The 13493-nt window shown below is 36.7% G+C and carries 13 protein-coding genes; 7 read left to right on the forward strand and 6 right to left on the reverse strand.

Features of this window, described 5'->3' with window-relative positions:
* Positions 1-230 precede the first annotated feature (230 nt).
* The 3 genes from RMA95_RS14210 (at position 231) to RMA95_RS14220 (ending at position 2456) form a co-directional block, all read left to right on the forward strand.
* The gene (locus RMA95_RS14210; protein WP_263613540.1) at positions 231-791 is read left to right on the forward strand and encodes a TetR/AcrR family transcriptional regulator; all 561 of its coding nucleotides are present in this window, start codon (positions 231-233) and stop codon (positions 789-791) included.
* 208 nt (positions 792-999) lie between these two features.
* Positions 1000-1545 carry a 1-acyl-sn-glycerol-3-phosphate acyltransferase gene (locus RMA95_RS14215; protein ID WP_311071426.1) on the forward strand — a complete coding sequence of 182 codons (546 nt, stop codon included), beginning with the start codon at positions 1000-1002 and terminating at the stop codon, positions 1543-1545.
* Between the two features lie 161 nt (positions 1546-1706).
* Positions 1707-2456 carry a YebC/PmpR family DNA-binding transcriptional regulator gene (locus RMA95_RS14220; RefSeq protein WP_263613538.1) on the forward strand — a complete coding sequence of 250 codons (750 nt, stop codon included), beginning with the start codon at positions 1707-1709 and terminating at the stop codon, positions 2454-2456.
* 43 nt (positions 2457-2499) lie between these two features.
* Here RMA95_RS14220 and RMA95_RS14225 read toward each other — a convergent pair whose 3' ends face one another.
* Positions 2500-2970, reverse strand: coding sequence for an Lrp/AsnC family transcriptional regulator (locus RMA95_RS14225; protein ID WP_311071427.1), 471 nt, complete (start codon positions 2968-2970; stop codon positions 2500-2502).
* A gap of 344 nt (positions 2971-3314) precedes the next feature.
* Between RMA95_RS14225 and RMA95_RS14230 the strand changes: the two genes are divergently transcribed.
* On the forward strand, positions 3315-4622 hold the full coding sequence (locus tag RMA95_RS14230) for a DcaP family trimeric outer membrane transporter (RefSeq protein ID WP_311071429.1): 1308 nt from the start codon (positions 3315-3317) through the stop codon (positions 4620-4622).
* 53 nt (positions 4623-4675) lie between these two features.
* Here the strand turns inward: RMA95_RS14230 and RMA95_RS14235 are convergent, their stop codons facing one another.
* From RMA95_RS14235 to RMA95_RS14255, 5 genes are all read right to left on the reverse strand, one after another.
* Positions 4676-5419, reverse strand: a complete 744-nt coding sequence (locus RMA95_RS14235) for an amino acid ABC transporter ATP-binding protein (protein WP_002049786.1) — start codon at positions 5417-5419, stop codon at positions 4676-4678.
* 13 nt (positions 5420-5432) lie between these two features.
* Positions 5433-6110, reverse strand: a complete 678-nt coding sequence (locus RMA95_RS14240) for an amino acid ABC transporter permease (RefSeq protein WP_002049960.1) — start codon at positions 6108-6110, stop codon at positions 5433-5435.
* A 2-nt stretch (positions 6111-6112) separates the two neighbouring features.
* Complete coding sequence (locus tag RMA95_RS14245) at positions 6113-6955, reverse strand: amino acid ABC transporter permease (protein WP_004709206.1); 843 nt, start codon at positions 6953-6955, stop codon at positions 6113-6115.
* A gap of 93 nt (positions 6956-7048) precedes the next feature.
* Positions 7049-7942, reverse strand: coding sequence for an amino acid ABC transporter substrate-binding protein (locus RMA95_RS14250; protein WP_002049815.1), 894 nt, complete (start codon positions 7940-7942; stop codon positions 7049-7051).
* 543 nt (positions 7943-8485) lie between these two features.
* Entirely contained in the window at positions 8486-9250 is a 765-nt protein-coding gene (locus RMA95_RS14255; protein ID WP_311071435.1) for a glutathione S-transferase family protein, read from the reverse strand.
* A 345-nt stretch (positions 9251-9595) separates the two neighbouring features.
* Here RMA95_RS14255 and RMA95_RS14260 point away from each other — a divergent pair, with 345 nt between their 5' ends.
* Genes RMA95_RS14260 through RMA95_RS14270 form a run of 3 tightly spaced genes read left to right on the forward strand, consistent with a single transcriptional unit; the run spans position 9596 to position 13479 of the window.
* Complete coding sequence (locus RMA95_RS14260; protein ID WP_311071437.1) at positions 9596-10831, forward strand: SfnB family sulfur acquisition oxidoreductase; 1236 nt, start codon at positions 9596-9598, stop codon at positions 10829-10831.
* Between the two features lie 12 nt (positions 10832-10843).
* A complete protein-coding gene (locus tag RMA95_RS14265) occupies positions 10844-12067 on the forward strand; it encodes an SfnB family sulfur acquisition oxidoreductase (protein ID WP_065184751.1) in 1224 nt (407 codons plus the stop codon).
* Positions 12067-13479 (forward strand): LLM class flavin-dependent oxidoreductase, encoded by a 1413-nt coding sequence (locus RMA95_RS14270; RefSeq protein ID WP_311071440.1) that lies wholly within the window; start codon positions 12067-12069, stop codon positions 13477-13479. The genes RMA95_RS14265 and RMA95_RS14270 overlap by 1 nt, the downstream gene beginning before the upstream one ends.
* The last annotated feature ends 14 nt before the right edge of the window (positions 13480-13493 follow it).

Here is a 13493-nt window from a genome sequence, read left to right on the forward strand (position 1 = left end):
TATTTTAAAAACAAAGAGTTATACCAAAAATAAAACTCCTTTTATCAAAAATCCATATTAGAATTAAAATCATACGAAATCAAATAGAATATTTAAAAAAAGTTAAAAATAATGCTTATTATTTTTATAATATTAACTTGAATCAAATTATGTTTTTGATTATGATCAATTTGATTAAAAATTTAAAATCTATGTAAAGTAATAATTAGTTTTAACTATATGGAACAGTAATGTCAAAAAAAGAAGATATTATAAATACTGCTTTAGATCTTTTTAACCAAATCGGTTATAACGCTACAGGCGTAGATAAAATTATTGCTGAATCAAACGTCGCGAAGATGACTTTCTATAAATACTTTCCTTCCAAAGAAAGTTTAATCATGGAATGTCTACATCATCGAAATATTAATATACAAAATTCAATTTATGAAAAATTAAATTTACATCCAGATGCTGAGCCGCTTGAAAAAATACATCTTATTTTTAACTGGTATATTGACTGGATTAATAGCGAAAACTTTAATGGTTGCTTGTTTAAGAAGGCATTTATTGAAGTATCTAAACAATACACCTCAATTCGTGAACCATTTCAAGAATATACAAATTGGCTTATCAATTTACTCAATAGTTTATTAGTAGAGTTAGATATTAAAGACCCTACTCCGCTTACTCATATCATCATCTCGATTATTGATGGGATTATTATTGATGGAACCATTGATAAAGAATTGATTGATCCTGTAAAAAAATGGAGATATATCGAGTATTTAATTAAAACCGAAAATTCATAGTATTCTTAATATATAAAAGATTACTTTGAATTGATTCATTATATATTTTTCTATTACGGAGTTAAAATATAATATTAATAAATATAAATTTTATTAAATATTTCAATTTAAAAATTAAAATAAATAAAGTTTAACATGTTGATAATTTTCTACCTTTTTAGACCAACTCATATTAGAATTCCGCAACCTTATTGTCTCCCACGTCTCTATGAAAAAGTTTTTAGGCAATTCTATCTTCAAAGCAGTTGGTTGGACCTATGATGTAGATCCTACAATTCTTGAGAAAAAACAAGTTATTATTGGGTTTGAGCATACTTCTAACCTAGATGCGATCTTATCAATCGCTATGTTTCAAATATTAGATTTAAAAATTCATACGCTAATTAAAAAAGAGCTTTTTAAAGGGCCAATGAAGCCCATACTTGAAAAACTAGGTGGTATTCCGGTAGACCGTAAAGCAAGCAAAGATATTGTGTCTCAAATGGTCGAGAAATTTCAAAATAATGATACTTTTAATTTAGTGATTGCCCCCGAAGCAACTCGTGCAAAAGATGGATCTGAGCGTAAGCCTATTCGTACAGGTTTCTGGCATATTGCAAAAGCTGCGAATGTTCCAATTGTACTTATGTATGCAAATGCAAGAACAAAGAAAGGTGGTATTTTAGGTAAGATTTACCCTTCCGATTTGCAAAAAGATCTTGAAACAATTAAAGAACTTTACGCGCAATATGATATTGATGTGAAGATTAACTAATTTGTTCTGTAACAACTTTAGGGACTATTTTTTATTTAAATTTAGGACTTCTAAGCTTACTTAATTGGTTAACAAAACATAGGACAACAGTTTTCAAGAAAACCATGCCTATGATAATATTCTGTCACTTTTGCATTTTTTAATTTTTGGAGTTCACTTCCATGGCGGGTCATTCTAAATGGGCCAATATTAAGCATCGTAAAGCTAAACAAGATGCAAGTCGCGGTAAAGTTTTTACTAAATATATTCGTGAAATTGTGACTGCTGCCAGACTTGGTGGTGGAGATGCTGCTAGCAACCCTCGCCTTCGTGCTGTTGTCGAAAAAGCACTTTCTGTCAACATGACACGTGACACCATTAACCGTGCAATCCAACGCGGTGTTGGTGGTGAAGACAATGACGATTTAAAAGAAGTAACTTACGAAGGTTATGGTGTTGGTGGTGTTGCTGTCCTTATTGAAACAATGACAGATAACCTTAACCGTACAGTTCCAGATGTACGTCACTGCTTTAGTAAAACCAATGGTAACTTAGGAACTGCGGGTTCTGTATCTTACCTATTTACTAAACGTGGCGAAATTACTTTTGAAGATGTGTCTTTAGAAGACAAAATCATGGAAGTTGCTTTGGAAGCAGGTGCAGAAGATATTGAAGTTTCAGAAGATGAAATTTTAGTTATCACCTCACCAGAAACTTTTGGTGAAGTTCAAGATGCTCTTGCTGCTGCAGGTTTAAAATCTGATAACGCAGAAGTTGTAATGAGCCCATCAACAAAAGCTGAAATTACAGATATTGACCAAGCAAAACAAATTCTTAAAATGATCGATATGTTTGAAGATCTTGATGATGTACAAAACGTTTATACAAATGTTGAATTCTCAGATGAAGTTTTAGCTCAATTAGATGCTTAAACCAAACATTGAAATTAAAAAACGCACCGATTGGTGCGTTTTTTTATAGTTTATTTAATAAGTTATAACAGTTAAACACATTGTACTCTTTAATGACAAAACTCGAATGTAGAGCAACCACATTGTCAATTTTACCAATACGTCTTAATAAAATTTCGCTGTAGTCATCCATATTACGTGCCACTAATTCAAGAATAAAATCAGCACTTTGACCCGTCACTAAAAATGCATTTGTAACTTCAGGAATCGCTTCAATTTCAGAAAGAAATTTATCGAAGGTCTCACTATCATGTTTACTTAAAGAGACTTGTAGCAAAATATGCAAGGTAAAACCCAATTTGCTAAAGTTAATTTCTCTTTTAAGCTGCCCCATGACATTAGCTTCAATCAAATGCTTAATGCGGCGATGAACAGAGCTAACTGAAAGATTAATCCGTTCTGAGAGCTCATTCAAATTCAGGTCTTCATGAGACAAAATTTCCAGAATTTGTTTATCAAAACGGTCTAACTCCATTCTTTTCTCCAATCAGCTCTCTTTTAGGTTAACAGTATATCCTAAAGCTAAGTCTACTTTAAAAATCAAACTCAATTAAAAAAAGAATTAAGCTTTACTTCAATATCTTGAGTCAACACTGTGCCTGTTAACTGTGCAGTGGTATGACGTTTATAGCGCATTTGCAATCGTTTATCGCCTTATATCTCTTCAACATTTTCCTTACCGCCTCAAAGAAAGACCATCGCATCTTAGAAACCCTACAGTTTCTTTAATAAAATCAATAACTTTATATAATTTTAAAAAGTTGGCACTGTTTTTGTTATGCACATATGGGAAAACTTTATCCGATGTGGGGAATGCTTGTGAAAAAAATCAAAACTTTAGTTCTTGCGATGAGTACTGTCAGCCTAACAGGTGTAGTTATGCCTGCTCACGCGGCTACTGATGCAGAAGTTAATGCTTTACGTGATGAAGTAAAGGAGTTGAAACAACTCGTCCAGAAACTATCTGATCAACAAAAAACAGTTTTATCGGTTAGTGCTCCAGCAACAACTCCCGTAGCACCAGCTACTCCTCCTGTATCAAAACCAGGTTGGATGGCAATGACGGATGGACAAACCCAAGTTAAGCTTTATGGTAGTGTCCGCGCAGATGCAACCTATGACTTTAAAGGTTCAAATAGCAGCATTTCAAATGGCGCTAACTATCCATTAAATAAAGATGATCCGAAACAAGACTCACTAAATGTATCTGCTGCAACTTCAAGAATTGGTCTAGACATCACTCGACCTACTCAGTACGGAGATTTAACTGGAAAAATTGAAGCCGATTTCATGGGTGGAAATGGCGATAATGGTAATGGTACCTTCCGTGTTCGCCATGCTTATATGTCTTTAGGAAAATGGTTAGCTGGTCAAACGACCTCACCTTTTGTAAATACAGATACATCACCAGAAACAGTAGATTTTAATGGTGCTATTGGTACAGGAACAACACGTACTGTACAAGTCCGTTATACTCAGCCGATTGATGCACAACAAAAAATATTAGTTGCTTTAGAAGGCGGCGATGTTGAAAAAGCTGGTAACGCTGCTGGTGGAAGCCGCTTTCCTGCTTTAACAGCACGATATGATTTTAAAACTACAGATAATAAAGGCCTATTACAATTACATGGTCTTGCTCATGAAAACCGTGTAGCTCCCAAAGATAGCACTTCTGAAGAAAAATTTGGTTGGGGTGTCGGTATAGGTGGTAAATATGATTTAACGCCTCAAGATAGCTTGGTTGCTAATTACTATCATGTTAAAGGAGATGGCCGCTATTTACTTTATAGCAACTCAGCTTATGCCTATGACACAACAACTCAGGATATTAATTTAGCTGAATTTGATAGTGCAGTTATCGGCTATCAACGTAAATGGAGCCCTATCCTCCGCTCTACCTTTGCAATAGGCGGTATTCAATATAAAGATGATAGCATCTATGCAAATAGCAATTTAACCAACACCAGCTATAACAAAGAAATTTATAATGCACTGGTTAACCTAATTTGGAACCCTGTTAAGAACATTGACTTAGGTGCAGAATATACTTATGGCCAGCGCAAAACATTTGCAGATGATAAAGGTGATTACTCCCGCATAAATTTATTAGCAAAATATAGTTTCTAAAATCTGGATGTAAAAAAAGAGCCTTTCAAAAGGCTCTTTTTTTATTAATGGTATTAGTGCATGGCTTGAATTTTCTGTAAGAAAAGTTTAGCGCGCTCATGACGAGCCTCTAAATTATCAAAAAATTCATTGGTTGGACAATCTTCAAGAATTTTCCCTTCATCCATGAAAATTAAGCGGTTAGATACGCGTTTAGCAAAGCCCATTTCATGGGTCACACACATCATGGTCATACCTTCATGAGCAAGTTGCACCATAACTTCAAGAACTTCACCTACCATTTCAGGGTCGAGTGCCGAAGTAGGTTCATCAAACAACATACAGACTGGGTCCATCGATAATCCGCGAGCAATTGCAACGCGTTGCTGCTGCCCACCAGAGAGTTGACCTGGGAATTTATCTTTATGAGCAAGTAACCCAACGCGTTCTAAATACTTAAGCCCCTTTTCACGCGCTTCAGCAACTGAACGCTTTAACACTTTAACTTGAGCAATGGTTAGATTTTCCAAAACAGTCATGTGTGGGAAAAGTTCAAAATGCTGGAATACCATTCCTACACGTGAACGGAATTTAGCAAGATCCGTTTTGGGATCTTTCAGAGAAACTCCATCAACAATAATATCGCCTTGTTGAAATGGTTCTAACGCATTTACTGTTTTAATGAGTGTTGATTTTCCTGAACCAGATGGCCCACAAACAACAACGACATCACCTTTTTCAATACTCGTCGTGCAATCTGTTAAAACCTGAAAATCACCATACCATTTAGAGATATGTTGGATGTCTATCATTGGCATTTAAAATCTCCAATTAGCGAATGATGGCAATTTTTTTCTGTAAACGTTTGACTAATTGCGATAGCACAAACGAGCTACAGAAATACACCACAGCGACGATTAAATAGAATGTTGCTTTCGTTTCAGGACCATAGGTATTAGCCAATGTATCTGCACGACCTAAGAAGTCTGGTGCACTAATCACATAAACTAATGACACGTCTTGAAAGAGAATAATAGTTTGAGTGAGTAATACTGGGAGCATATTACGGAAGGCCTGCGGTAACACCACATAACGCATGGATTGCCCATAGGTAAACCCTAAAGCGTAGCCTGCATTGACTTGACCTTTTGAAATAGACTGAATACCGGAACGTACAATTTCCGAGAAAAATGCAGCTTCAAAAATAGCAAAAGTCACTACACTCGAAAATAATGGCCCCCAATAAGTATCAGATTGAAACTCAAATATTTTCGGCAACAAAAAATAGAAAATAAAGATGACCTGAATTAATGGGATACCACGAAACAGATCGACATAAAATTTCGCAAAGTTACTTGCAATGGTGCTGTTAGATAAACGCATCATTGCTAATGGAGTTCCAATCAGGATCCCCCCCATCATCGCAAGCACCGTTACTGTAAGCGTGAAGATAAAACCTTCTTTTAATGCAGCAATAACATCAGGGTTATGTAATAGAGAAAAATCCATATTTATTTTCCTCCCGAACCTAAACCTGGTACAGCCATGCGTTTTTCAATCCATGCCATCACAAATTTAATTGTGTAGGTAATGATTAAATAAACCGGTGTAGACAGAATAAGAATAATAATGTCCTGAGAAGTTTCTTCTCGCATGGTTTTAGTATAAGCAAAGAAGTTCAAAACGCTTAGTGCATATAGAACTGCCGAGTTCTTGAAGACGTTCATTGCTTCTGAAGTAATGGTTGGCCATACCGTACGGTATGCAACTGGTAAAATCACATAACGATAACTTTGCGCTGTTGTGAAACCCATTGCAGAAGCTGCAAATTTTTGTCCACGAGAAACCGTGTTAATCCCCGCTCTTACATGCTCAGAAACACGTGCTGCGGTATATAAACCCAAAGCAAAAACACCAATAACAGCAGGATGATGATTTAAAATATTTTTCCACCAACCACCTGCTACGACGTCCCCACTTCCGGCACTTAAACTATCTGGTAAGAACTCTGGGAATACAAAAGCCCAGAAGAATAACTGTACAATTAAAGGAATATTACGGAATATTTCGACATAACAGTTGCCGATAAAAGCAAGCGGTTTATTGGGTAAAGTACGAATTACCCCGAGGAGAGAACCTAATAAAAATGCGATAAGAAAGGCTACAACGGCAGTCCATACCATAGTAAAGACACCAGAACCTAACATTTGTAACCATGTGGGCGCCTCAGAATAGGCATTGTAGCTAGAGCTACCAATGACTTTACAAACTGATTCTGCCCATGCGGCTTTATCGACACCATATTCATTAGACTCCGCACAGAATATAGTCCAGTTTAGCGAGCCGACTGACATGTTTGCCCCTTAAATGAATATCTTAGAAAATAGACCACTTGTGCAAATGAAGTTTTACACTTGCACAAGTAAATTTAGGACAAAAGGATCTGGTTAGATTCCTGCATCTGTTGGGTGAGCTTTAAGTTTTTTGTAAGATGAACTTGGTTGCATGTTCAAATTAGTATTTTTTGGTGGGATTGGTGATAAGAACCATTTCTTATATAAAGCGTCCATTTGACCAGTTTTCCATAAATTATTTACGGTACGGTCAGCAATTGCTTTAAATTTTGGATCATCTTTTGCAATCATGATGCCATAAGGTTCTGATGAAAGTACTGGCCCTACAATTGCGAATGCTTTTGGTGTAGATGACTTGGCAATTAGACCAGCTAAGATATTGTCATCCATTACAAATGCTGCAGCACGGCCAGATGCCATCATGGCAAATGAGTCAGAATGATCTTTACCATAAATGTTTTGTACATTAAGTGACTGACCTTTTTCATTCATTTTAATGTACTTGTCTGATGTTGTACCTTGAGTCGTTACAACTGCTTTACCATTTAAATCAGCTAGACTCTTAATACCAGAGTTTGCTTTAACAGCCATACGCACTTCTGTTGCATAGTAGTTCGTTGAAAAACCAACTTGCTGCTGACGCTGTTTAGAGTTTGTAGTGGTACCACATTCCATATCAATATTGCCGGCTAAAAGCTCAGGAATACGTGTTGATGAAGTTACTGCCTTGTATTCAACTTTTAAACCAGGCATTTTCAATTCTTTTTTAATATCATTTGCGAACTGGTTACAAATGTCGACTGCATAACCTACTGGTTTACCTCCAACAACGTATGAAATTGGGTCGGATGATTCTCGGTGACCAATAACGATTTTTCCAGTACTTTTAATTTTAGCTAATGTATCTGCTGCCTGAATTTGAGAAGTAGCACCAACCGTACAAAGCATAACTGTTGAAACAATGAGAGAGGTTGCAGAACGTTTCATAAGAACTCCTTGATGATCATTCTCTCTATTTGTCTAAAGAATCATTCTTATAGAGAAATAGAGCGATTTATTATTAAATTGCAATTATCGAGCCAACTTTTCCAAGCAGGACTCCATCCATTTGCTTCACTTATTATTCATCTGTTTCGCAGAATTAATACCTTTAAAACTGCTCACATGTTTCTACTTTAATCTAAGTTTTAATCTTCTGTCTATTATTAAGCTCATCTATTTACACTTAAATGTGGCAATTATTGATTACAATGTAAACACATGCACAATAAAGTGGCTTAAATTTTTCTAAAAACTGTTTTTAGAAAAAGATTACTATTTTGATAAAAAGAAAAATTAAACTTATTAAACAGTTAGACCGAAGCAGATTATTTTTCTAAAAAAGAAGATAAAGCATCAAAATAATATTTATAAATGTTTTAATAAAATCCATTTATAAAATTGATAGTAATATTTTTACAATTAAAATGTTTTTGGGAATATGAGAAAAAAGGCCCGATTTATTTCGAGCCTTTTTATAAAACCTATAGATTAAATGCCTCGCCAATCAACTCGCGCATTTCTTTCAGTTTGATAAATTCTTAAAACATATTGTCCAAGCGGCAAATCAAGTAAACTTTTTTGATAATTTCTCCACTCTGGCGACACCTCTTCATCCTCTTCGGGTTCCCATGGTGTACCTTTTATTTCTAATAAAGGTGCAAGCATAGAACAAACCGAAATATCAGCGAGACTCAAGCGTTCGCCAACCATATAACGTGCTTGGTTTTCAATGAGGTACTGATTCAACTCACTGATGAGTTCATCCATACGTTTTTTTGACTGGCTCACCACTTCCCCTTCAAGCTTATAGTTCTTCTTTACTAAAGTCTTGAGGAAAGGTTTTGATATTTTTTCAAACTGGCGCAAGTAACCCTGTTCACCCATCATAATCTCTAGAGCATGGTCGCCGTGGGCTAAAGTATGGGCAAGTGCCCAACGACGTACATGTACACCCAGTTCATCTGCCAAACTATCAATCTTAAGTGTTTGCTGTCTAAGTTGCTCATCTCGGCGTAAAAGTGCATGTTCTGGATAGGTATCATCCAGATAAAGCGCAATTTTAGTTGATTCAGCAATCCAGCGATGGTCATCTTTCAAAATTGGCAATAAATTTTGCCCTGTTTTGAGTTGTGCAAAAGCACGATGAAAGCCAGGAATCAAATTATGTGCAACGTAATCAAGTTCTTTATGGTCTAACAACCAGCGAGCTTTTTCACAATAATGAGATAAAGGAAACTGATACAAAACCCGCATAAAATCTCCACGTTTATTTTTATTTGACTATTCGTACAAAAATCGTCTTCGGTAAATAGATACTTTAGAAGCTATTTTTAATGAAAACAATGGATATTGTGCTCATTTTTCACTGACAGTTAGGTCTATATTTTTTATATCTTTTTTTACCGTACTTATAGCTCTTTTTCATATTAAAACTACTTTAGTAATTCATTTTGCAAACAAAAAGCATAATTATTTGATTTTTAATACATTTCCATATCTATATTTATCTATTAAAAATCAAAAAAAGTGCTTTGCATTTTTATTCATAAGCTGAGCATAAGTCCTCGTTTAGTGGAAAAATATTTCTTTTGTAAGGTAATGACAGCAATACAAGGTGTCATTATGTCTAATTCTCTATCTAAAACGACGGGATACGTCCAAGTCATTCAAAATGATCAACAAGCGATTAATGCCGCTTATCAAGTGGCTGATTTTGCTTTAGAGGGTCGTAATACACGTGATCAACAACGCTTATTGCCGCATGAGCAAATCGAAAGCTTTAGCCAAAAAGGTTTAGGCGGAATTCGCATCACAAAAAAATACGGCGGTGCATTTGTTTCCAATAAAACTTTGGCTCAAGTTTTCCGTATTTTAAGTAAAGGCGATGCCAATGTTGGTCAAATTCCACAAAATCAGATTAGCCTGTTAAACCTCATCGAAATCTTGGGTACAGAACAACAAAAACAATTTATCTTTTCAGAAATATTAGCAGGCAAACGTCTTGCTAACGGCGGTCCAGAGCGTAATACACATGACTCAAAAACACTAAAAACAACGCTTACCATTGAAAACGGTAAATACATTTTAAACGGTGAAAAATTTTATTCGACTGGAACAAGTTTTGCGCATTGGCTCGCAATTAAAGCGGTTCATCCCGAAGGTCATGTTGTTTTAGTCATTGTTAACCGGGAGGCTCAAGGTATTGAAGTCATTAATGACTGGAATGGTTTTGGGCAACGTACGACAGCGAGCGGCACAGTTAAATTAAATCATGTTGAAGTTAATCCTGAGCTTATTTTTGATGAACGTTTATTAACACAGGTTCCTACTTATCGCGGTGCTTATTCACAGCTATTACAAGTAGCGATTGATGTCGGTATTGCAGAAGCTGCTTTTGAAGATACTTTATCGACTATTCATAAAGCACGTCCAATTATTGATGCAAACGTTGAAAAAGCCAGCTTTGAACATTACACCCTGCAAGAGGTAGGTAAGTTAAATATTTTGCTCGATGCTGCAATTTTACTGCTTGATGACGCTGCTGAATATTTAGATGAACTTGACCAACTTGAAACTGTGACTGATGAACAAGTAGCTAAAGCTTCAATTTTGGTTGCTGAAGCAAAAGTCTATGCCAATGATGCTGCCCTACAAATCTCTGAAAAACTACTAGAGCTAGGTGGTAGTCGTTCAAGCTTAAGCCAACATAATTTAGATCAACATTGGCGAAATGCCCGTGTACATACCTTACACGACCCTGTTCGCTGGAAATTACATGCCATTGGCAATTATTACCTTAATGGTCATTTCCCTGCCCGTCATGCCTGGATTTAAGGAGCAATTGTCATGACTTCATATCAATCGGTTCAAACTAAACAAACATCGGCATCTGGCCAAGCGCACATTATTCAAAATGATGCTGAAGCATTAGAAATTGCCAAACAATTTGCTGAGCAATTTAAAAAAACCGCAGTTGAGCGAGACGCTAAACGAATTTTACCGTATACCGAAATTGATGCTTTGAGCCAATCTGGTCTTTGGGCAATTACAGTGCCAAAGCAATATGGCGGTGCTGAAGTTTCAAGTCATACTGTTGCTAAAGTGATTGCACTTTTAAGCGGTGCAGATGGTTCAATCGGACAAATTCCACAAAATCATTTCTATGCTTTAGAAGTATTGCGCAATACGGGCACAGAAGCTCAAAAACAACGTTTATACGGCGAAGTTTTAAATGGCACTCGCTTTGGTAATGCACTTGCTGAGTTTAAAACCAAAACTTCAACTCATAAACAAACCAATATTCGCCCTCACGAAAATGGATATCTCATTCAAGGTGAAAAGTTTTACTGCACAGGAAGTTTATTTGCTCACCGTATTCCAACCTTAGTTTTAGATGATGCAGGCCGAGAATATTTAGCCTTTGTAAAAAGTGGTTCACAAGGATTAAAACTTGTTGATGACTGGTCTGGCTTTGGGCAGAAAACCACAGGTAGCGGTACAGTTAAATTTGATCAGGTTTTTGTAGATGCAGATGATGTTATTCCTTTTGATACTGCATTTTTACAACCAACCTTAGTGGGCCCTTTTGCCCAAATTATGCATGCATCAATTGAAGTAGGCATTGCACGTGCAGCCTTTGAAGAAAGCTTGCAAAGAGTGCATCAGGCCCGCCCATGGATTGATTCAAATGTAGAAACAGCAAACCAAGATCCTTTAACAATTTATGAATTAGGACGCATTGCTGTAGATGTACGGGCAAGTGAAGTGTTATTAAAACAAGCAGCTCAATCAATTGATGCCGCAAAAATTGAAACCACACCTGAAAGCATTGCAAAAGCTTCAATTGATGTGGCCAAAGTGCGTGCTCATAGTACTGATATCGCACTCAAAGCATCGTCTAAGCTGATTGAACTTGCAGGAAGCCGTGGTAGTCAGTCACAAGATGGTCTAGACCGTTTCTGGCGCAATGCGCGTGTACATACGTTACATGATGCCGCACGATGGAAATATTACTTTATTGGGAACTATGTTCTTAACGGTGTTCTACCACCTCGTCGGGGGACATTGTAATGGCAGATTTCAAAGCAAAAGAAATTTTATTAAACGCCTTTGACATGAACTGTGTTGGTCATATCAATCATGGCTTATGGACACATCCACGTGATGAATCACACCGCTTTAATGAACTGAGCTATTGGACAGAACAAGCCAAAATCTTAGAAAGTGGTTTATTTGATGGTTTGTTTATTGCGGACATTACAGGTGTCTATGACGTCTATCAAAATGGTATTGATTTAACTTTAAAAGAGTCCATTCAGCTTCCGAGCCATGATCCATCTACACTTATTTCAGCTATGGCAGCAGTCACTCAAAACTTAAGTTTTGGAGTCACTGTAAATTTGAGCTATGAGCATCCTTATCAATTTGCCCGCCGCTTTGCGAGTCTCGACCATTTAACTCAAGGTCGTATTGGCTGGAATATTGTGACAGGTTATCTAGACAGTGCCGAACGCTTAGTTGGTCAAAAAGGTTTAAAAGACCACGATGCTCGCTATGAACAAGCCGAAGAGTTTTTAGAGCTCTGCTATAAATATTGGGAAGGTTCATGGGAAAACGACGCAGTTAAAAAAGATAAAGTACAGCGTGTTTTTACAGATCCATCTAAAGTTCACACCATTCACCATCACGGAAAATATTACCAAAGTGAAGGGGTATTTCAGGTATCTCCTTCTGTGCAACGCACCCCAACACTATTTCAAGCAGGTGCTTCACCAAAAGGCATGCAGTTTGCGACTCGTCATGCTGAGTGTGTATTTATTGGCGGTGACAAACCCGAAAAAATACGCGAACAAGTGAAAAAGATTCGTGATCTTGCAGAACAACAAGGCCGTTCAGCGGATGACATTAAAGTCTTTGTCGGTATAACCGTTGTTGTTGCCGAAACACATGATCTGGCCGTACAAAAACTTAATGAATATCGTCAATATGCAAGTCCTGAAGCAGGCCTCGCACATTATGCGAGTTCAACAGGCATTGACTTAAGTAAATTTGCCGACGATGAAGCGATTCCTTACCAAAAAAGTAACAGTATTGTTTCGATTACCGAAAAATTTAAAGAGCAACAAATCACGAAAAATGACTTAAAAGCTCAGCATGTTTTAGGTGGTCGTTATCCCCTCATCGTGGGTAGTGGCGAAGAAGTTGCTGAATACTTAATTCATCTTTTAGATGAGACCGATATTGATGGCTTTAATTTGACACGTACAGTTGCACCTGAGTCTCACCACGACTTTATTCGCTTGGTCATTCCTGAGCTACAACAACGTGGTCGCTATAAAACTGCATATAAAACGGGTTCATTACGGAACAAAATTTTTAATCGGGGTGATCAATTACCAGAACAGCACCCTGTTCAAGCGTTCCGATGTAGTCCCTATAACAACAGCAAAAACCTAACAAAAATTGAAGAAATAATCGCTTAAATTTGGAGATAGAC

It is taken from the genome of Acinetobacter sp. V110_1 (assembly GCF_031798975.1).
GTDB classification, from domain to species: Bacteria; Pseudomonadota; Gammaproteobacteria; order Pseudomonadales; family Moraxellaceae; genus Acinetobacter; species Acinetobacter nosocomialis_A.

Excerpts from the sequence above, each read along its gene's own strand:
- RMA95_RS14210 (WP_263613540.1), top strand. The coding sequence starts at position 231 with ATGTCAAAAAAAGAAGATATTATAAATACTGCTTTAGATCTTTTTAAC.
- RMA95_RS14215 (WP_311071426.1), top strand. The coding sequence starts at position 1,000 with ATGAAAAAGTTTTTAGGCAATTCTATCTTCAAAGCAGTTGGTTGGACC.
- RMA95_RS14220 (WP_263613538.1), top strand. The coding sequence starts at position 1,707 with ATGGCGGGTCATTCTAAATGGGCCAATATTAAGCATCGTAAAGCTAAA.
- RMA95_RS14225 (WP_311071427.1), bottom strand. The coding sequence starts at position 2,970 with ATGGAGTTAGACCGTTTTGATAAACAAATTCTGGAAATTTTGTCTCAT.
- RMA95_RS14235 (WP_002049786.1), bottom strand. The coding sequence starts at position 5,419 with ATGCCAATGATAGACATCCAACATATCTCTAAATGGTATGGTGATTTT.
- RMA95_RS14240 (WP_002049960.1), bottom strand. The coding sequence starts at position 6,110 with ATGGATTTTTCTCTATTACATAACCCTGATGTTATTGCTGCATTAAAA.
- RMA95_RS14245 (WP_004709206.1), bottom strand. The coding sequence starts at position 6,955 with ATGTCAGTCGGCTCGCTAAACTGGACTATATTCTGTGCGGAGTCTAAT.
- RMA95_RS14250 (WP_002049815.1), bottom strand. The coding sequence starts at position 7,942 with ATGAAACGTTCTGCAACCTCTCTCATTGTTTCAACAGTTATGCTTTGT.
- RMA95_RS14255 (WP_311071435.1), bottom strand. The coding sequence starts at position 9,250 with ATGCGGGTTTTGTATCAGTTTCCTTTATCTCATTATTGTGAAAAAGCT.
- RMA95_RS14260 (WP_311071437.1), top strand. The coding sequence starts at position 9,596 with ATGACAGCAATACAAGGTGTCATTATGTCTAATTCTCTATCTAAAACG.
- RMA95_RS14265 (WP_065184751.1), top strand. The coding sequence starts at position 10,844 with ATGACTTCATATCAATCGGTTCAAACTAAACAAACATCGGCATCTGGC.
- RMA95_RS14270 (WP_311071440.1), top strand. The coding sequence starts at position 12,067 with ATGGCAGATTTCAAAGCAAAAGAAATTTTATTAAACGCCTTTGACATG.